The 19,475-nt window shown below is 72.6% G+C and carries 18 protein-coding genes; 9 read left to right on the top strand and 9 right to left on the bottom strand.

Annotation, left to right across the window (positions count from 1 at the left end):
• Window positions 1–55 precede the first annotated feature (55 nt).
• From GH723_RS04665 to GH723_RS04655, 3 genes are all read right to left on the bottom strand, one after another.
• Complete coding sequence (locus GH723_RS04665; RefSeq protein ID WP_229023064.1) at window positions 56–259, bottom strand: hypothetical protein; 204 nt, start codon at window positions 257–259, stop codon at window positions 56–58.
• 125 nt (window positions 260–384) lie between these two features.
• Window positions 385–1,179, bottom strand: coding sequence for an SDR family NAD(P)-dependent oxidoreductase (locus GH723_RS04660; RefSeq protein WP_153758557.1), 795 nt, complete (start codon window positions 1,177–1,179; stop codon window positions 385–387).
• The gene (locus GH723_RS04655) at window positions 1,176–1,979 is read right to left on the bottom strand and encodes an enoyl-CoA hydratase/isomerase family protein (protein ID WP_153758556.1); all 804 of its coding nucleotides are present in this window, start codon (window positions 1,977–1,979) and stop codon (window positions 1,176–1,178) included. The genes GH723_RS04660 and GH723_RS04655 overlap by 4 nt, the downstream gene beginning before the upstream one ends.
• Window positions 1,980–2,065: 86 nt before the next feature.
• On the opposite strand from GH723_RS04655, the gene GH723_RS04650 reads away from it, so the two are divergent.
• Window positions 2,066–3,187 (top strand): AI-2E family transporter, encoded by a 1,122-nt coding sequence (locus tag GH723_RS04650; RefSeq protein ID WP_153758555.1) that lies wholly within the window; start codon window positions 2,066–2,068, stop codon window positions 3,185–3,187.
• 5 nt (window positions 3,188–3,192) lie between these two features.
• Here the strand turns inward: GH723_RS04650 and GH723_RS04645 are convergent, their stop codons facing one another.
• Together GH723_RS04645 and GH723_RS04640 are read right to left on the bottom strand one after the other, a co-directional pair.
• Window positions 3,193–4,470 carry an APC family permease gene (locus GH723_RS04645; protein WP_229023062.1) on the bottom strand — a complete coding sequence of 426 codons (1,278 nt, stop codon included), beginning with the start codon at window positions 4,468–4,470 and terminating at the stop codon, window positions 3,193–3,195.
• A 35-nt stretch (window positions 4,471–4,505) separates the two neighbouring features.
• On the bottom strand, window positions 4,506–5,774 hold the full coding sequence (locus GH723_RS04640) for an MFS transporter (RefSeq protein ID WP_229023060.1): 1,269 nt from the start codon (window positions 5,772–5,774) through the stop codon (window positions 4,506–4,508).
• A gap of 28 nt (window positions 5,775–5,802) precedes the next feature.
• Between GH723_RS04640 and GH723_RS04635 the strand changes: the two genes are divergently transcribed.
• The 8 genes from GH723_RS04635 (at window position 5,803) to GH723_RS04600 (ending at window position 14,505) form a co-directional block, all read left to right on the top strand.
• Window positions 5,803–6,483: an ArsR/SmtB family transcription factor gene (locus GH723_RS04635; protein ID WP_153758554.1), complete on the top strand. Its 681-nt coding sequence runs from the start codon at window positions 5,803–5,805 to the stop codon at window positions 6,481–6,483.
• Window positions 6,484–6,521: 38 nt separating this feature from the next.
• Complete coding sequence (locus tag GH723_RS04630; protein WP_229023059.1) at window positions 6,522–6,857, top strand: rhodanese-like domain-containing protein; 336 nt, start codon at window positions 6,522–6,524, stop codon at window positions 6,855–6,857.
• A gap of 9 nt (window positions 6,858–6,866) precedes the next feature.
• Window positions 6,867–8,609 (top strand): SulP family inorganic anion transporter, encoded by a 1,743-nt coding sequence (locus GH723_RS04625; RefSeq protein ID WP_153758552.1) that lies wholly within the window; start codon window positions 6,867–6,869, stop codon window positions 8,607–8,609.
• Window positions 8,606–8,755, top strand: a complete 150-nt coding sequence (locus GH723_RS04620) for a hypothetical protein (RefSeq protein ID WP_153758551.1) — start codon at window positions 8,606–8,608, stop codon at window positions 8,753–8,755. Before GH723_RS04625 ends, GH723_RS04620 begins: the two co-directional genes overlap by 4 nt.
• Complete coding sequence (locus GH723_RS04615; RefSeq protein ID WP_153758550.1) at window positions 8,752–9,348, top strand: rhodanese-like domain-containing protein; 597 nt, start codon at window positions 8,752–8,754, stop codon at window positions 9,346–9,348. The genes GH723_RS04620 and GH723_RS04615 overlap by 4 nt, the downstream gene beginning before the upstream one ends.
• Before the next feature lie 11 nt (window positions 9,349–9,359).
• Window positions 9,360–10,748: an MBL fold metallo-hydrolase gene (locus tag GH723_RS04610; protein WP_153758549.1), complete on the top strand. Its 1,389-nt coding sequence runs from the start codon at window positions 9,360–9,362 to the stop codon at window positions 10,746–10,748.
• A gap of 71 nt (window positions 10,749–10,819) precedes the next feature.
• Window positions 10,820–12,538, top strand: coding sequence for an ABC transporter ATP-binding protein (locus GH723_RS04605; protein ID WP_153761073.1), 1,719 nt, complete (start codon window positions 10,820–10,822; stop codon window positions 12,536–12,538).
• A 92-nt stretch (window positions 12,539–12,630) separates the two neighbouring features.
• A complete protein-coding gene (locus GH723_RS04600; RefSeq protein WP_153761072.1) occupies window positions 12,631–14,505 on the top strand; it encodes an ABC transporter ATP-binding protein in 1,875 nt (624 codons plus the stop codon).
• 316 nt (window positions 14,506–14,821) lie between these two features.
• Here GH723_RS04600 and GH723_RS04595 read toward each other — a convergent pair whose 3' ends face one another.
• From GH723_RS04595 to GH723_RS04580, 4 genes are read right to left on the bottom strand one after another with little or no spacing between them, the layout of a single operon-like run.
• Window positions 14,822–15,553, bottom strand: coding sequence for an alpha/beta fold hydrolase (locus GH723_RS04595; RefSeq protein WP_153758548.1), 732 nt, complete (start codon window positions 15,551–15,553; stop codon window positions 14,822–14,824).
• 17 nt (window positions 15,554–15,570) lie between these two features.
• Window positions 15,571–16,392: a dienelactone hydrolase family protein gene (locus tag GH723_RS04590; protein WP_153758547.1), complete on the bottom strand. Its 822-nt coding sequence runs from the start codon at window positions 16,390–16,392 to the stop codon at window positions 15,571–15,573.
• Window positions 16,393–16,431: 39 nt separating this feature from the next.
• Window positions 16,432–18,165: an N-acyl-D-amino-acid deacylase family protein gene (locus GH723_RS04585; RefSeq protein WP_153758546.1), complete on the bottom strand. Its 1,734-nt coding sequence runs from the start codon at window positions 18,163–18,165 to the stop codon at window positions 16,432–16,434.
• 46 nt (window positions 18,166–18,211) lie between these two features.
• Window positions 18,212–19,468, bottom strand: a complete 1,257-nt coding sequence (locus tag GH723_RS04580; protein WP_153758545.1) for a cytochrome P450 — start codon at window positions 19,466–19,468, stop codon at window positions 18,212–18,214.
• Between the last annotated feature and the right edge of the window lie 7 nt (window positions 19,469–19,475).

Below are 19,475 nucleotides of genomic sequence, written 5' to 3'. Positions count from 1 at the left end.
TTTCGGTCCGCTGACCGGACCGATGCGACACGAGACCGCAGCAGAAGGGCGGCCGCTACTGGGTGACGGCCAGGCCGAGGTAGAGGAGGGGACCGGCGAGGAGCCCCATGGCGACGGCCGCGCTCCTCCCGAGGACGTCACCCGCCCGAGCGGGCGTCGCGGCCGCGACGGCCGCGCCCACGACCAGGGCCAGCGGCCCGAGGAGGAGGAACCAGATCGCCGTCAGCGGACTCGTCACCACCGACACGAGGGCGACCACGGCGGCCAGAGGCCAGCGGACCTCGATGCCTCCGCCCCGAGACGGGGCCACTCGCTCGGTGCTCGCTCGCACGTCGGTCCGAACATCCTGACCCCGCCGCGCATTCCCAGCCGTGCCGGGCCGGGTCAGCTGCGGAAGGCGCCCCCGCCGCCATCGACGCGCACGCGGGTGCCGTTGACGTACCCGGCGGCGTCGGAGACGTAGAAGCCGACGACCTTGGCCACGTCCTCGGGGCGGCACACACGACCGTAGGGCGCGCCGGCGTCGAGGTCCGCCGCCACCTGGGCCCGTCCGCCGGTCGTCGCCTTGGCCAGGCGGTCCCCCATGTCGGTCGACACGAGCCCCGGCGCCACGACGTTCACGTGGATGCCCTGGCCGACGACCTCCTTGGCCAGGGTGAACGCCAGCGCCTCGAGCGCCGCCTTGCCCATGTTGTACGGCGAGCCGTTGGGGCCGTTCGAGTCGGTGGCCACCGAGGAGATCATCACCACGTCGCCCCTCGCCTGGCCGGCCATGTGGGGGATGCAGAGCTTCGCCAGGTGGAACCCGCCGTACGCGTGGGTGCGGATGACCCGGTCGAGCTCGGCGAGGTCGGTGTCGACGACGCTGTTCCCGCGGCTGGCGATGCCGCCGTTGTGCACGAGGATGGACGGCGGGCCCAGCTCGTCGACGACACGGTCGACCATCGACACACACGCGTCCCAGTCGTCGACCGACGCAGCGACGGCGATCGCCCGGCGGCCGAGGGCCTCGATCTGGGCGACGGTCTCCTCGGCGGCGTCGACGTCGCGCCGGTAGTTCACCGCGACGTCGCAGCCGAGCCGGGCCAGCTCGAGGCTGATCGCCCGGCCGATACCCCGGCCGCCACCGGACACCAGCGCCACTCGATCCATCGTCATCTCCCCTGTCGTGTCGGTCATCGGTTCTGGAACTGCGGGTCCCGGCGCTCGACGAACGCGGCCAAGGCCTCGCGGTGGTCCTCGGTGTGGGTGAGGAGGAGCTGCTGGCGGTTCTCGATGTCGATCGCCGCTTGGAGCGACGGCACCTCGAGCGCCGTCCACATCGCCTCCTTGGTGAGGGCGACGCCGAGCGGGGCGTTGGCCATGATCTGCTCCGCGGTGGCGAGGGCCCGCTCGATGACGGCCCCCTCCTCCACCACGTCGACGACGAGGCCGATCCGCAGCGCCTCGTCGGCGTCGATGATCCGGCCGGTGACCATCAGCTCCTGGGCGCGGGCGACGCCGACGATGCGAGGGAGGAGCCAGCTCGTGCCGATGTCGCACGCCGAGAGGCCGATGCGCACGAACGCGGCGTTGAACCGCGCCGTCCGGTCGGCCAGGCGCACGTCGCTGCCGAGCACGAGGGCGAACCCCCCACCGGAGGCCGGGCCGTTGACCGCGGCGATCACCGGCTGGGGCAGCGACCGCAGGTGCGGGATGAGCGACGCGATGTGGCGCTGGGTCGCCAGGCCCGCGGGGACCCGCCCGAGGTCCTCGCCGCCGGGCGCGGTGCCGTAGCCGCCGAGGTCGAGCCCGGCGCAGAACCCGCGGCCGGCGCCGGTCAGCACCACCGCGCGGCAGGTGCGGTCGGCGGCCACCTCGTCGAGGGCGTCGTGGAGGCCGGCGACCAGCTCGGCGGTCATGGCGTTGAGGCGCTCCGGCCGGTTCAGGGTGATCTGCGTGACGCCGTCGCGGGGCCGTGAGAGCTCCACCGTGGCCATCGACACCTCCAGAGATTGAGTATCCCCATCTTGTCACCGACCCAACGGGTCCGCGGCCGGCGCCCCGGGGTGCCACGCTGGCGCCGATGCCACGCCCGAACGACACCGCACCCGGACCCCGCGCCGTCCCACCCGGCCTCCAGACCCTGGCCTCCTACGGTTGGCGCCTCATCGTCGTCGCGATCGTCGGCCTCGGCGTGCTGTGGGCGCTGCGGCAGATGTGGTCGTTGGTGCTCGCCGTGGTGGTCGGTGGGTACATCGCGCGGGCGCTCGACCCGATCGCGGCCCGGCTCCGCGCTCGCGGGGTGCCGCCCGCCGCCCTCGCCCTCGCCTGCCTCCTCCTCTTCGCCGCCGTGGTGGGTGGCACCGGCGCGATCATCGGTCCGCTGCTCGCCGAGGAGCTCGACACGCTCGGCCCGACCCTCACCGACGCCGTCGACGACGTCGAGGAGTGGCTCGTCGAGGACAGCCCGCTCAACCTCGATCGTGGCGACATCGACGAGCTGCGGCAGGAGGCCCGCGACGCCATCTCCCGTGGCCTGAGGTCGTCGCGCGGCGACCTCCTCAGCGGAGCGCTGGTCGTGATGGAGGGGATCGTCGGCCTGATCCTCGCCGTGGTCGCCACCTTCTTCTTCCTGAAGGACGGGCCGCGCTTCCAGCGCTGGGCCCTGCGCCGGGTGGCGAGCGACCAGCGCGACGTCGTGCGCCGCATGGGCACCCGGGCGTGGGCCACCCTCGGCGGCTACCTCCGTGGCGCGGCGATCCTCGGCCTCGTCGAGGGCATCGCGATCGGCGTCACGCTCGTGCTCGTGGGGGCGAAGCTCGCGATCCCCGTCGCGGTGCTCACGTTCGCTGCCGCGTTCGTGCCCATCGTCGGCGCGGTGGTCGCCGGCATCATCGCCGTGCTCGTCGCCCTCGCCACCGCAGGGTTCGGTGCCGCTGTCGTCACGGCCATCGTCGCCGTCGTCGTGCAGCAGCTCGACGGCGACCTGCTCGCGCCGATCGTCTACGGGCGTGCGCTCCAGCTGCACCCGCTGATCGTCCTGTTCGCGGTGGTGGCCGGCGGGGCGCTCTTCGGCATCGCCGGCACGATCCTCGCTGTGCCGCTGACCGCGATGGTCGTCGCCATGGCCTCGGAGGCCGGGATCGGCGGCGTGCGACCCGACGCCGCAGGCGAGGACCCCTTCGAGGTCGTCGCCGACGACTGAGTCCCTCAGCGCGTCGCAGGTCGAACCCGGTCGCGGACCACCCAGACCAGGGCGCCGACCGCGAGGACCGCCGCACCGCTCAGCGCGCTCACGACCGGGAGCGTGGCGGCGAGGACCAGGCAGCCGACCACGCCGACGACGGCGATCGCACGGGGCCAGCGCCGCTGGTGCGGGGGCAACGTCCACGCCGAGGCGTTGGCGATGGCGTAGTAGACGAGCACGGCGAAGGAGCTGAAGCCGATCGCGCCGCGAAGGTCGACGAGGGAGACCACGATCGCCACGACGACGCCGACCGCGAGCTCGGCGTGGTGCGGCACCTGGTGCACCGGGTGCACGGCGTCGAGCGCCCGAGGCATCTCGCCGCGTGACGCCATGGCGAAGGCCGTGCGGCTCACGCCGACGATGAGGCTGAGCAGCACCCCGAGCGCGGCGACCGTGCCGCCGATGCGGACGACCGGCCGCAGGGCGTCGAGCGAGCCGGCGGCGACGACGGCGTCGAGCGGCGCGGCGGCCGCAGCCAGCACGTCCGGCCCGACCGCGAGCAGCGAGGTCGCGGCGACGGTGGCGTAGACCACGAGGGTGATGCCGAGAGCGAGCGGGATCGCCCGCGGGATGGTGGACGCCGGATCGCTCACCTCTTCGCCGAGGGTGGCGATGCGGGCGTAGCCGGCGAAGGCGAAGAACAGCAGTCCGGCCGACTCGAGGATGCCGCGCCAGCCCCCGGAGGCGATCGGGCCGATGTTGTCGACGTCGGCTTCTCCCCCGCCCACGGCGGCGGCGACGACGGCGGCGAGCGCGAGGAGCACCACGACGACGATCGCCTTGGTGAGGGTCGCCGTCTTGCGCACGCCCTGGTAGTTGACCGCGGTCAGTGCGACGACGGCGAGCACCGCCAGCAGACGACGCTGCTCCGGCCATGCGTAGGCGCCGAAGGTGAGCGCCATCGCCGCGCAGCTCGCCGTCTTCCCCACGACGAAGCCCCACCCGGCGAGGAACCCCCAGAACGGCCCGAGCCGCTCACGCCCGTAGACGTAGGTGCCGCCCGACTCGGGGTACACCGCGGCCAGCTGCGCCGACGACGCGGCGTTGCAGTAGGCGACGACGGCGGCGAGGGCCAGGCCGACGAGCAGGCCGCCGCCCGCCGCCTCGGCCGCCGGCCCGAAGGCGGTGAACACGCCGGCGCCGATCATCGCCCCGAGCCCGATGACGACGGCGTCGCCCGTCCCGAGCTGGCGAGAGAGGCGGCTGTGCGGCTCGGCGGGGGACCCGTCGTCGTCGCTCACGCAGCGAGTGTCGCACGTGCCCGAGCGACGACCCGTCAGCTCTCCAGGTCGACGGGTCGCGGCGCCGGTGGGGTGCGGCCCGGCCGGGGGTGCGTCTCGTACATCCGGACGACGACGACCAGGCCGGATGCGGCGGTGAGGAGGGCGACGGTCCAGATGGCGACGCCGACGTCGAACAGGTCGGCGACGACGCCGGCGAGCAGGGCCCCGACCGCGTAGCCGGCGTCTCGCCACAGGCGGTAGACGCCGACGGCCCGGGCTCGCCAACCGGGATGGGCGACGTCACCGATCGCTGCGAGCAGCGTCGGGTAGACCATCGCCGTGCCCGCGCCGAGGAGCGCGGCGGCGGCCGCCCAGGCGATGAACCCGTCGACCACCGCCACGGCGGCGATGGCCACGGCCTGCACGAACATGCCGCCGGCGATCAGCGGCTTGCGCCCGATGCGGTCCGACAACCCGCCGGTGACGAGCTGGCCCAGGCCCCACACCGCCGGATAGGTCGCGGCGAGCACTCCGATGCGCCCGACCGACATCCCGGCGGCCGCGAAGTGGAGCGGGAAGAGCCCCCAGGCCAACCCGTCGTTCAGGTTGTTGACGAGGCCCGCCTGGGAGGTGGCCGACAGCGCCTTCTCCCGGAACGACGTGAGGACGACGACCTCCCTCGTCGTCAACCCTCCCCCGGGTCCGTCGTGCCCACGCGCCTCGAGCGCGGCGTGGGCTCGCGTCTCGCGCACCAGGGCGCTGGAGAGCCCGAGCCCGAGCGCGACGAAGGCCACGCCGAGGAGGAACGGCGCCGGCCTGAGCCCCCACGTCTCGGCGATCGCACCGGTGGCCAGGGCGGTGAGGGCGACCGCGCCGTAGCCCGCCGCCTCGTTGAAGCCCATCGCGAGCCCCCGCTGCTCGGGCCCGACGAGGTCGATCTTCATGATGACGGTGGTCGACCAGGTGAGGCCCTGGTTCACGCCGAGGAGGACGTTGGCCGCGACGACCCAGCCCCACGACGGCGCCCACATGATGAGCAACGGCACGGGCAACCCGACGAGCCAACCGGCGACGAGCACCGGCTTGCGCCCGATGCGGTCCGACAGCGTGCCGGCCACGAAGTTGGTGGCCGCCTTCACGAGGCCGAAGGCGACGATGAACGTGAGCGTCGCCGACACGGCTGTGAGCCCGAACTCGTCCTCGGCGAGGAGGGGGAGCACGGTGCGCTCCTGGCCGACCATCCCGCCGACCAGGGCGTTCACCGCGACGAGCAGCAGGAACTGGCTGAGGTTGGCGCGCAAGCCGAGACGAGGTCTGTCCACCGCTACATTCAAATGCTAGTTTGAGTCTATGAGCAACCTCCGTCCGGAGAAGGACGCCCTGCACGACGGCTTCGCCGCAGTGGCCAAGGCCCTGGCGAGCGGCCGCCGCACCGAGATCGTCGACCTCCTCGCCCAGGCCGAGCGCTCGGTGGAGCAGGTGGCCCGCGAGATCGACCAGAGCGTCGCCAACACCTCTCACCACCTGCGCACTCTGGCGACCGCCGGGCTCGTGCGGTCCCGCCGAGACGGCCAGCACGTGCGCTACCGGCTGGCGTCGGATCGCGTGGCCGACCTGTGGGCTGCGCTGCGCGACGTCGCCGGGGACCACGCGGCCCCGGTCCCCGTCCTGGCCGCCGCCTACATGGGCGAGCGCGACGACATCGAGCACGAGCCGCTCGACGTCGGGGAGGTCCTGGCCCGGGTGCGAGCCGGCGAGGTCGCCCTGCTCGACGTGCGGCCGCGACTCGAGTACCTCGCCGGCCACCTGCCCGGCGCGGCCTCGGTCCCGGTCGAGGAGCTGGGCGGCGCCGTCGACGAGCTCCCGAGCGGCGTCGACGTCGTCGTCTACTGCCGCGGGCCGTACTGCCGCTTCGCCGATGACGCGGTCCGCCGCCTGCGTGCGGCCGGCCGGACGGCACGTCGGCTCGACGGCGGCGTCATCGAGTGGCGCCGGGCGGGCGGGCCGGTCGACATACCCCCGGCGGCATGACGTTGCATACCCCTGGGGGTACCTGTAGCGTGGCCGACGTGAACCTGTTCAGCCGCCTCACCGCCTCTGCCACCTCGATCCCCGCCGTCGACGTCGAGACCGCTGCGTCCCGCTCCGCCGGCACCGTCCTCGTCGACGTCCGCGAGCCCGACGAGTGGTCCGCCGGCCATGCGCCCGGCGCGGTGCACGTCCCGCTCGGTTCGCTCGACCCCGAGCGCCTCCCTGCGGCCGACGTCGTCTTCGTCATCTGCCGGTCGGGCAACCGGTCGGCCATGGCCACCCAGGCGCTCCGGGCCGTCGGCATCGACGCCCGCAACGTCGAGGGCGGAATGGGCGCGTGGCAGCAGGCCGGGCTCCCGGTCGAGCGGGGGTAGGGCCGCAGCATGCGCGCACTGACCGCCCGCCTCCCGATCCTCGGGTGGCTCCCCCGCTACCAGCAAAGGGACCTCAACGGGGACCTGACCGCCGGCCTCACCGTCGCCGCGATGCTCATCCCCCAGGGCATGGCCTACGCCATGCTCGCCGGGATGCCGCCCGAGGCCGGGCTCTACGCGTCGACGGTGCCGCTGGTCCTCTACGCGCTGATCGGCACGTCGCGGCAGCTGGCCGTGGGGCCGGTGGCGATCATGTCGCTGCTCACCGCGTCGGCCATCGCCCCGCTCGCCGAGGAGGGCACCGCCCGCTACGTCGAGCTCGCCGCCCTGCTCGCGGTGATGGTGGCCGTCATCCACTTCGTGCTCGGTGCGCTGAAGGCGGGATGGGTCGTCAACTTCCTCTCCCACCCGGTGCTCGTCGGCTACACGGCCGCGGCCGCCATCATCATCGGCACGAGCCAGGTCAAGCACCTCCTCGGCATCACCATGCCGAGCTCGGAGGGCTGGATCGAGACCGTCACCGAGCTGGTCCGCCACCTCGGTGAGGTCAACTGGACGACCGTGGCGGTCGGTGTGGCCGCCATCGCCCTGCTCGTCGGGCTCAAGCGCTGGAAGCGCACGTTCCCCTCCGCGCTCGCGGTCGTCGCCCTCACCACCGGCGCCGTCCAGCTGCTGTCGCTCGAGGACCGGGGCGTGAAGGTCCTCGGCGAGATCCCGAGCGACCTGCCGATGCTCGCCGTCCCGTCGTTCGACTCGAGCGTCGTCGGCAGCCTGCTGCCCGCCGCCCTCGTCATCACGCTCGCCGGGTTCATGGAGTCGATCGCGATCGCCAAGGTGTTCGCTCGCAAGAACCGCTACGAGGTCGACGCCAACCAGGAGCTCATCGGGCTCGGGTCGGCGAACCTCGGGGCCGGGTTCTTCGGCGGCTTCCCCGTCACGGGCGGGTTCTCCCGCACGGCGGTGAACGCCCAGGCCGGGGCCCGCACGCCCCTCGCCTCGCTGATCACCGTGGCGATCATCCTCGTCGCCCTCGTGCTGCTCACGCCGTACCTCGAGTCGCTGCCGTCGGCCACCCTCGGCGCCATCGTCGTCGTCGCCGTGGCGAGCCTCGTCGACTGGCGCGAGGCCCGGCACATCGCCCACGTCAACCGGGCCGACCTGGTGCCGATGGCGGTGGCGTTCGTCGCCACGCTCGCGCTCGGCATCGAGCTCGGCATCGGCGTCGCCGTCGTCACCTCGCTCGGCCTGCTGTTCCTGCGCCTCATGAAGCCCCACACCGCCGTCCTCGGGCGCATCGCCGGCACGCACGCCTACCGCAACGTCGACCGCTTCCCGACCGCCGAACGGATCCCCGGCGTCACCGCCATCCGCCTCGACACCTCGGTCAACTTCGTCAACGTGGCCTTCGTGAAGCGGCGCCTCACCGAGCTGGTCGCCGAGGAGGGCGACGTCGACACCGTCGTGATCGACTTCACCGGCGTCAACGACCTGGACGCCTCGGGCGACCAGGCGCTCCACGAGATACTCGACGAGCTGACCGAGCGCGGCGTCGACGTGCACCTCGCCACGGTGAAGGGCCCCGTCCGCGACGTGATGATGCGGTCCGGCCTGTGGCAGCGGCTCGGCCGGCACGTCCACCTCGACGTGGACGCGGCGATGGAGTCCGTCGCCCGGCACGAGCCTCGCCTGGAGGCCGCCGAGCTCGTCCCGCCGACGTCGGTGATCCGGTCGTTCCGGAGCGTGAGCGCATGACCACCCTCGCCTCCCGTGCCGACGCCCTCCTGGCCGGCGCCGTCTACGACCTCGGCTCCGGGCGCGTCCGCCTCATCGACACCTCTGCCGTCCACCCCAACCCCTCCCCCGCCGGTTCCACCCCCACAGGAGATCCCACCCCGTGACCGACAGCACCATCACCCCCACCGAGCTGCAGCACCTCCTCAGCACCGACGCCGAGGTCCACCTCATCGACGTCCGCACCGGGGCGGAGTACGAATCCGCCCACATCCCCGGCTCCTACCACGTGCCCCTCGACACCCTGAGCGAGCACCGCGACGAGCTCACCCGCCACCTCGAGCAGCCGGTCGTGCTCATCTGCCAGTCCGGCGGCCGCGCCACCCAGGCCAGCGAGCACCTGGCCGAGACGGGCCTGTCCAACGTGCGCGTGCTCGTCGGCGGCATGGGCTCGTGGGTCGCCTCGGGCGGCCAGGTCAACGCCAACGACGCCCGCTGGGGCCTCGAGCGACAGGTCCGACTGGTCGCCGGCTCGATCGTGCTCACCAGCGTCCTCGCCAGCACCCGCTACCGCCCGCTGGCCGCCGTCGCCGGGTTCATCGGCGCCGGCCTCACCTTCTCCGCCGTCACCAACACCTGCGGGATGGCCATGCTGCTCTCCCGCCTCCCCTACAACAAGGGCGCCACGTGCGACGTGCGTGACGTCATCTCCGAGCTGACCGCCGCCAACGAGCGGGCCACCGCGGCCCGTGCCTCGTGAGGAGCCACGCCATGCACTTCACCCAGTACTACCTCGACTGCCTCTCCCACGCCTCGTACCTGATCGGCGACACGACGACCGGCCGCGCCGTCGTCGTCGACCCCCGCCGTGACGTGCAGGAGTACGTCGACGACGCGGCCGCCAACGGGCTCACCATCGAGCTCGTCATCGAGACCCACTTCCACGCCGACTTCCTGTCCGGGCACCTCGAGCTGGCTGCGGCCACCGGGGCCGAGATCGGGTTCGGCGAGGTCGCCGAGACCGAGTTCCCGTCGCGGAAGCTGCGCGACGGCGAGCGCATCTCCCTCGGCGAGGTGACCCTCGAGATCCGCTCGACCCCGGGCCACACCCCCGAGTCGATCAGCGTCGTCGTCCACGAGACCCCCGACGCCGAGACCCCCTACGGCGTGCTCACCGGCGACACGATGTTCATCGGCGACGTCGGCCGTCCCGACCTGCTCGCCTCGTTCGACGTCACCGCCGACGAGCTGGCGCGCAAGCTCTACGACTCGCTGCACAACAAGCTGCTCGACCTGCCCGACGCCACGAAGGTCTTCCCCGCCCACGGCGCGGGGTCGGCGTGCGGCAAGAACCTGTCGACCGAGACGGTCTCCACGATCGGTGAGCAGCGCCGCACGAACTACGCCCTCCAGGACATGACGCCGGACCAGTTCGTCGCCATGGTCACCGCCGACCAGCCGTCGGCGCCGAGCTACTTCCCCTACGACGCGGTGCTGAACCGCAAGGACCGGGCGCTGCTCGACGAGTCGATCACCCCGACGTGGATGTCGTTCGACGAGGTCGTCGCGACCCAGGCCGACGGCGCGGTCGTGCTCGACGTGCGGGACCCGGAGGAGTTCGCCCACGGCCACCTGCACGGCTCGATCAGCGTCGGCATCGGCGGCCGCTTCGCCGAGTACGCCGGCACCGTCGTCCCCCACGACACGCCGATCGTGCTCGTCGGCGAGCCCGAGGCGGTCGTCGAGGCCCAGCTGCGGCTCGGGCGCATCGGCTTCGACACCGTCGCCGGGGCGCTCGAGGGCGGCATCGCCTCCTTCGTCGACCACCCCGAGCACGTCGAGCGGGCCTCCCAGGTCACCGCCGTCGACCTGCGGCGCACGCTCGACGACGGCACGGCGATCCAGCTCGTCGACATCCGCAACCCCGGCGAGGTGAAGCTCGGGTCGATCGAGACCGCACGCCCGATCCCCCTCGCCCACCTGCGGGACTCGCTCGACCAGCTCGACCCTGCGGCCCCGACGGTGGTGTTCTGCGCCGGCGGGTACCGCTCGTCGATCGCCGCCAGCCTCCTGCGCTCGCAGGGCATGGCCGACGTGAGCGACGTGCTCGGCGGCTACGGCGCCTGGATGGCCACCCAGGACGTGCCGGCCCAGGCCTGACCTCGACCTCGGCCCTTTGCTGGCACATCGTCAGCAGGGGGCCGGGTACTGTCGCCGGGGTGATCCGGCTCATGCGCCTCTACCTGCCGCGGGTGCGGCCGCTGCTGGTGGGGGTCGTGGCCTTCCAGGCGCTCCAGGCGCTGTTCACCCTCCTGCTGCCCCGGGTGACGGCCCGCATCATCGACGAGGGCGTCGTCGCCGACGACCGCGACGCCATCTGGCGGGTCGGCGGCCTGCTCCTCGTCGTCGCCTTCGCCCAGGTCGTGGCGATGGTGATCGGCATCCACTTCGCCGCCCGCTCCTCGATGGGGGTCGGGCGGGAGATCCGCAGGGACCTGTTCCACAAGGTCACCGGCTTCTCCGCCCAGGAGGTCGGCCGTTTCGGCCCGCCGACCCTCATCACCCGCATCACCAACGACGTCCAGCAGGTGCAGACCGCGGTGCAGATGGCCGCGACGATGGCCGTGGTCGCGCCGCTCACGTTCGGGTTCGGCACCTTCATGGCCGTCCGGGAGGACGCCGCGCTGTCGCTCGTCCTCCTCGTCGCCGTGCCGATCATCGTCGTGATCGTCGGCGTCATGATGTCGAAGGCGCACCCGGCGTTCACCGCGATGCAGGACCGCATCGACGTGGTCAACACCGTGCTGCGGGAGCAGATCACCGGCCTGCGCGTCGTGCGGGCCTTCGTCCGCGAACCCACCGAGGTCCGGCGCTTCGACGACGCCAACCAGTCGCTCACCTCCACGGCGCTGCGGGCGGGGCGGATCATGGCGATCCTCTTCCCGCTCGTGATCGTCGTGCAGAACGGCGCCAGCGTGGCGGTCGTCTGGTACGGCGCCATCCGCATCGACGCCGGCGAGTCGACGCTCGGGTCCCTCGTCGCCTTCCTCGGCTACATCGTGCTCGTGCTGATGTCGGTGCTGATGGCCGGCTTCATGTTCACGATGCTCCCCCGCGCCGCGGTGTCGGGGCAGCGGATCATGGAGGCGCTCGACGCCGAGCCGACGGTCGTCGCCCCGGCCTCGCCCCGCCAGGACGTGCCCCGCACCGGCCGCCTCGAGCTGCGGGACGTCACGTTCGGGTACCCCGGCGCGGAGGAGCCGGTGGTGAAGGACGTGTCGTTCACGGTGACGCCGGGCCAGACGACGGCGATCATCGGCAGCACCGGCTCGGGCAAGACGACGCTGCTCAACCTCGTCCCCCGGCTCTACGACGTCACCGGCGGCGCGGTCCTGGTCGAGGGGGTCGACGTGCGGGAGCTGGCGCTCGACGACCTGTGGTCGCGCATCGGCCTGGTGCCGCAGAAGCCGTTCCTCTTCTCGGGATCGGTCGCCGACAACCTCCGCTACGGCAAGGGCGACGCCACCGAGGAGGAGATGTGGGCGGCGCTGGCCGTGGCCCAGGCCGCGGAGTTCGTCTCGTCGATGCCGGGCGGGCTCGAGGCGGCGATCACCCAGGGCGGCACGAACGTGTCCGGCGGGCAGCGCCAGCGCCTGGCCATCGCCCGGGCCCTCGTCCGCAAGCCGCAGATCTACCTCTTCGACGACTCGTTCTCCGCGCTCGACCTGGCCACCGATGCCCGGCTGCGTGCCGCGCTGCCGGCCTACACGTCGGGGGCGTCGTTCCTCGTCGTCGCCCAGCGGGTGTCGACGATCGTCGACGCCGACCAGATCGTCGTGCTCGAGGGCGGCGAGGTGGTCGGCCTCGGCACCCACGACGAGCTCGTCGCCGGGTGCCCGACGTACCAGGAGATCGTCGAGTCCCAGCGCAGCGTCCAGGAGGCGGTGTGACCACGACCGCCCCCCAGCCCTCGTCCGGCGAACGCCTCTCCACCCGCGACCAGGCCCTGACCCGCACCCCGTGGGGCTCGGGTGCGCCCCCGATGGTGCAGACGACCGACGCCAGGGGCACGGTGCGCCGGCTCGTCGCCCTGCTGCGCCCGGAGCGGGCCCGCATCACGTTGATGCTGTGCTCGACGGTGCTCAGCGTGGCGATGACCGTCTACGGGCCGCGGCTGCTCGGGAGGGCCACCGACCTGATCGTCGAGGGCTTGGCCCGCACCGAGGGGCTCGACCGTGTCGCCCTGCGGTCGACGTTGCTCACCGCGGCCGCGATCTACGTGATCGGCGCGTCGCTGTCGTGGCTGGTCGCCTACCTGATGCACGGCGTCGTCAACCGCTCGATGGCCCGGCTGCGTGGCCAGGTCGAGGACAAGGTCCACCGCCTGCCCCTCTCCCACGTCGACCGCACGCCCCGCGGCGACCTGCTCAGCCGGGTCACGAACGACATCGACAACCTGGCCCAGAGCCTCCAGATGAGCGTGAGCCAGGCGCTCAACCAGGTGCTGATGATCACCGGCGTGCTCGTGATGATGCTGTGGATCTCGCCGATCCTCGCCCTGTTCGCGGTGCTGCTCATCCCGACGTCGATCAAGCTGGTGCGGGTGATCATGGCCCGGTCCCGCACCCGGTTCGGGGCGCAGTGGCGCCACACCGGCGAGCTGAACTCGATCGTCGAGGAGTCGTTCACCGGGCACTCGCTCGTGAAGGTGTTCGGGCGTCAGGCCGAGGTCGAGGCCCGCTTCGCCGAGGTGAACGACGAGCTGTACGACGCCAGCTGGCGTGCCCAGTTCATCGTCGGGACGACCCAGCCGTCGGTGATGTTCCTCGGGAACCTCAACTACCTCGTGGTCGCCGTCGTCGGGTCGCTGCGCATCACGAGCGGCGCCATGACGATCGGCGAGCTCCAGGCGTTCATCCAGTACTCACGGCTGTTCACCCAGCCGCTCACCGCCCTGGCCTCGATGATGAACATGCTCCAGTCGGGCCTGGCCTCGGCAGAGCGGGTGTTCGAGCTGCTCGATGCGCCGGACGAGGACCCGGACCCGTCGGTGGAGGATGCCCCGGCGCTGCCGGTGGTGCGGGGACGGGTCGAGTTCGACGGCGTGTCGTTCTCCTACTCACCCGACAGCAAGCTCATCGAGGACCTGTCGCTCGTCGCCGAGCCCGGCCAGACGATCGCGATCGTCGGCCCGACCGGGGCGGGCAAGACGACGCTCGTCAACCTCATCATGCGGTTCTACGAGATCGACGGCGGGTCGATCACCCTCGACGGCATCGACATCCGCGAGCTGCGGCGGGAGCAGCTGCGGGAGAAGATCGGCATGGTGCTCCAGGACACCTGGCTGTTCGAGGGGACGATCTGGGACAACCTGCGCTACGGCGATCTCGACGCGCCGGACGAGGCGGTCCTCGCCGCGGCACGGGCCGCCTACGTCGACCGGTTCGTGCACACGCTCCCCGACGGCTACGAGACGGTCGTCGACGAGGACGGCGGCAACCTGTCGGCGGGCGAGAAGCAGCTGCTCACCATCGCCCGGGCGTTCCTCAACGATCCGTCGATCCTCATCCTCGACGAGGCGACGAGCTCGGTCGACACCCGCACCGAGGTGCTCATCCAGGAGGCGATGGCGGCGCTGCGCTCGCAGCGGACGAGCTTCGTGATCGCCCACCGCCTGTCGACCATCCGCGACGCCGACACGATCCTGATGATGGAGGACGGGCGGATCGTGGAGCAGGGCTCCCACGAGGAGCTGATCGAGGCCCGCGGCGCGTACTTCCGGCTCTACCAGTCGCAGTTCAGCGCCCCGGTGGTCGACGTCGACGAGGAGCTGCCGCCCACCTCGGGTACCGGCGGCCCTCCCGGCCCCGGCGGCCCCGGCGGCGGCCCACCACCGATGCGCCCACCCGGCGCCTGAGCGACCCCCGGCCGAGCGGCCGAGTCCCTCCCCCGCGGGCGTCCAAGCCCCTCCCCCTCGGTTGGGCGCGACATCCGGCGCATCTGACGCCAACCGCGCCCAACCCCCACGGCCGGGCGCGACATCCGGCGCATGTGACGCCAACCGCGCCCAACCCCCACGGTCGGGCGCGACATCCGGCGCATGTGACGCCAACTGCGCCCAACCCCAGCGCCCGCACGCCCCTCCCCCTCGGTCGGGCGCGACATCCGGCGCATGTGACGCCAACCGCGCCCGACCCGGCGGGTCGGCGGCGGGGGTTCGGGGGGGGTGAGTGTCAGGGGTGGCGGGACCAGAAGGACTCGAGGGCGCGGGCGACCTCGGCGGGGCGTTCGAGCATCCACCAGTGGCCGCACTCCGATAGCTCGAGCACCTCGGCGCCGGTGCGCTCGGCCAGGCGGGTGATCAGGCGGGGGCTGCGGAACGGGTCGAGGGCCGACCCGACGACCATGCCGGGCGCCGTCCAGGAGTCGATCCCAGGTCCCCACTCGCGCCCCACGTCGACGGCCGAGCGGTAGAGGCCGAGGATCGCCCGCCCCATCTCCGCGTCGAGGTGCCGGGCCATCTCGAGCGCGCCGTCGGCGGGGGCGCCGACGCCTTCGAGGGTCGCGGCGCGGTCCTCGACCGAGCTGGCGACCCACGCGTCCATGACCGCCTCGCCGTCGCCGGGCGTCTGCCAGGTGCGGGCCGCGTCGTGCCACTTGTGGTCGGGCCCGAGGTCACCGCTGTCGATGACCCAGGTCCGCACGTTGGCGGGCTGGTCGGCGAGCACCCGCATGGAGAGCAGGGCACCCCAGTCGTGGCCGACGAGGTCGACCTCGTCGAAGCGGCGCAGCTCGTCGGCGAGCCAGTCGGCGTAGCGGTGCATGGTGGGCTCGAACCCGTCGGGCAGCGCGCTGCCGAACCCGGGGAGGGCGAGCTGGGCCGTGTCGTCACGGTCGAGCTCGGCGACGAGCGGGTCCCAGAGCGACGACGTCTCGGGGACCCCGTGGACGAAGACGGCGGTCATGCGCGGACAGTACCGGCTCAGGTCCCGAGGAGACGGGTGCGGAACAGGTCGAGGACCTGGTCGAGCGCGTCGCGGGTGAGCTCTCCCGGAGCGTCGATCAGGTGCTCGGTCAGCACCGAGTGGGGCGACCCCACGGCGTCGGGGTTCGCCGACGCGTCCGGCAGGGACACCGCCACGAACCCCGCGCCGAGCTGCTCGGACAGGAACGTGAACCGGTCCTCCGGCACGAGGCCGTCGCCCTCGAACCTCAGCCCGAGCACGGTCAGGCCCTCGGCAGCGCACCGACCGGCGACGACGTCGAGCTCGTCAGGGTCGCAGTCGATCGAGGCCGCCGCCCGCGGTCGGCGCCCGATGACGAGCGGCAGCGAGGGCTGTGAGAGGACGGGCGCCACGACGACCGGCTCGACGGCCATGGCGAGGGCGAACCCGCCGGTGAAGCACATGCCGACGGCACCCACACCGGGGCCCCCGCAGAGCTGGTGCTCGCGCGCGGCGAGGGCGCGCAGCCACGAGACGACGGGCGAGGTGCGGCCGGTGGCCCACACCGTGAACTCGCGGCTGATGCAGGCGGGGACGATCGAGCGCGCCATGTCGATGCCGAGCGCGACCCGGCCGCGGGCGTACGGGTCCCGCCCCGGCACCCCGAACAGGTGCGGGACGACCGCCGTGCAGCCGATCGCGGCGACACGTCGGGCGAACGCCGCGACCTCGGGGGTGATCCCGGGCATCTCGGCGAGGACGATGACCGCCGGCCCGGTCCCGAGCCGGAACACCCGACGCTCCTTGCCCGCATGGGTGAACGTCGAGTGCTCGAAGTCGGTGAGACCGTCGTCAGCCATGGGCCCGCACGCTAGGGCGCTCTCCTGGACGGTGACCGCTCAACCGTTGCGCACGAGGCGCCCGGGACGGGCCCCGGTGTCGACGCCGTCACGGCGGGTGACCTGTCCTCCCGCGATGGTGGCCCGGTAGCCCACGGCACCCTGGAGGATGCGGGCGCCGCCGGCGGGGAGGTCGTGCTCCACCCGCGGCGGCAGGAGCCGGAGGGCGTCCACGTCGATGACGTTGAGGTCGGCCCGGAGCCCTTCGGCGATGCGGCCCCGGTCCGCGAAGCCGTAGAGCTCGGCCGGCTGCGAGGTGAGCCGTCGGATCACCTCGCCGAGCTCGAGGCGGGGGCCCCGTGTGCGGTCGCGCACCCAGTGGGTCAGCGCGTAGGTGGGGATCGACGCGTCGCAGATGGCCCCGCAGTGAGCACCGGCGTCGCCGAGCCCGAGCACGGCGGCGGGGTCCTGCAGCTGCTGGAGCAGGACGTCGTGGTCGCCGTCGGCGTAGTTGAACATCGGGAACAGCAGCATGGCGCCGTCGCCGCCCTCGCCGAGCAGGGCGTCGTAGGCGGCCTCCTCCACCGAGACCCCACGCCCGGCGGCGATGGCGCCGAGCATGTCGGCGGGTGCGGGTTCGTAGTCGGGGACGCCGGAGAGCGGGGAGCACAGGGGCAGGATCATGGCCATCCCCTGCTGCGTGGCGACGGCTGCGGCGTCACCTTCGGGCTGCTCGGCGAGGATCGCCGCCCGAACCTCGGGACGCCGGAGGTGGTCGAGTCGCTCGGCGAGGGGCAGCCCGGCGACCGCCTCGTAGCTCGGCCGGAGCCGGAACGGGTGGCGCACGTCCCACCCGAGCAGCACGCCGAAGGGCCGGCCGGCGACGAGTGGGACGACCGTGGCGCCCTTCTCCCGCCAGCGGGCCGCGGCGTCGAGCTCGTCGCGCCAGCGCGTGGGGTCGGCGTGCTGCTGGAGGCAGATGAACGTGGCGGTGAGCCCGGTCTCCAGGGCCATGCGACCGATCCAGTCGAGCTCGCGGGCGACGACGTCGGGATCGTCGTGGGGCACGATGCCGGCACCGGCGACCTCGAACACGCGGCCACCTCCGTCGCGGACGGCCCGAGCGATGGCGAACAGCTCGTCGTCGTCGGCGAAGGTGCCGGGGACCGGCGTGCCGTCGAGAGCCGTGTGGCCGAGCGTGCGGGAGGTGGTGAAGCCCAGCGCGCCGGTCGCCATCGCCTCGCGGGCGATGCGGGCCATCTCGGTGACGTCGTCGGGCGTGGCCGGTCCGTGCTCGGTCGCCCTGTCGCCCATCACGTAGGCGCGCAGCGCGCCGTGCGGCAGCTGGGTGGCGACGTCGATCGACCAGCGACGGGTGCCGAGGAGGTCGAGGTACTCCGCGAAGCTCTCCCACTCCCAGCTCATGCCCTCGTGCAGGGCGGTGCCGGGGATGTCCTCGACGCCTTCCATCAGCTCGACGAGCTGGTCGTGGGCGTCGGGTCGCACGGGTGCGAACCCGACGCCGCAGTTGCCCATCACGACCGTGGTGACGCCGTGGACCGATGCCGGTTCGAGCACCTCGTCCCAGGTGGCCTGACCGTCGAAGTGGGTGTGCGGATCGACGAAGCCGGGCGTGACGATGCAGTCGGTGGCGTCGATGCGTTCGCCGGCGTCGCCGTCGATCGTCGGTGCCACCGAGACGATGCGACCGTCGCGCACCCCCACGTCGAGGCGCTGCGGCGCGGCCCCCGTGCCGTCGTGGACGTCGCCGCCCGTGATGACGAGGTCGTACATGGTCACCCCCGAGGGTTGGTCGCGACCGTTGACGTCGGCCGGCGGGTCAGCTCCCGACGGGCGCGGACGGCGTGAAGCTCACCGGCAGGTGCTTGATGCCGCCGACGAGCGGGATGCCCTGGGCCTCGAGCGGGACGGCCTCGCCGGACACCTCGATGTCGGGGAGCCGGCTGAGCAGCTGGCGGAACGCGACCGACAGCTCGCGGCGGGCCAGGTGGGCGCCGAGGCAGAAGTGCGGTCCGGGGCCGCCGAAGCCGACGTGGGGGTTCGGGTCGCGGCGGACGTCGAACTCCTCGGGGCGGTCGAACACGCGGGGGTCGCGGTTGCCGGCGCCGTAGAACATGACGACCTTCTCGCCCTCGCGGAACTGCTGGCCGGACAGCTCGACGTCGCGGGTGGCGGTGCGCCGCATGAACGTCACCGGGGAGGCGACGCGGACGATCTCGTCGACCGCGGTGCCGCTGACGCCGTCGAGGTCGTCCTGCCAGATCCGGCGCTGCTCGGGGTTCTTCGACAGCAGGTTCATGCCGTGGCTGATCGCGGTGCGGGTGGTGTCGTTGCCGGCGGTGGCGAGGAGGATGAAGAACGGTCCGACCTCGGAGGGGGCGAGCATGTCCTCGCCGAGGTCGTTGTGGACGAGCTGGGTGGTGAGGTCGTCCTTGGGGTTCTTCTTGCGGTCCTCGGCCAGCTCGTTCATGAGGCCGATGAGCTCCATGCCGGCTTCGAAGAGGGCGGTGAGGATGTCGCGCTCGCCGATGAAGTCGGGGTCGCCGGCGCCGAGGATGACGTTGGTGGCGCGCAGGACGGTGTCGAACTCGCTGCGGGGGATGCCCATCATGTCGCAGATGACCAGGAGCGGGAACGGCTGGGACAGCTCCTCGACCAGGTCGACCTCGCCCTTCTCGCAGAACGAGTCGATGACCTCGGTGCAGATCGTCTCGACCGAGTCGAGGACGCCCTGGAGCTGACGGGGCGTGAACGAGCGGGCGACGATGCCGCGCTGGCGGGCGTGGCGGGGGTCGTCCATGTTGATGAACGATCCGAAGTACTCGAGGGCCTCGGCGGGCAGGTCGGGGATCGACACCGCGCCCTGGCCGGAGCACCAGTCCTGCGGGTGGCGGCTGATCTCGACGATCTCGGCGTACCGGGTGACGGCGTGGAAGTCGAGCGGCGTGCCGTCGGGCATCGTCAGCGAGTACGGGATGAACGCACCCTGCTCGCGCAGCTCGGCGAACAGCGCCATGCGCTCCTCGAGCGGCAGGCGCCAGAAGGTGGGCTCGGTGAGCGACGGTGACGTGGACATGTGGTTC

Origin of the sequence: Actinomarinicola tropica, assembly GCF_009650215.1 — a bacterium.
In the GTDB taxonomy this organism is placed as follows: domain Bacteria; phylum Actinomycetota; class Acidimicrobiia; order Acidimicrobiales; family SKKL01; genus Actinomarinicola; species Actinomarinicola tropica.
This window is presented reverse-complemented; position numbering and strand designations above follow the sequence as displayed.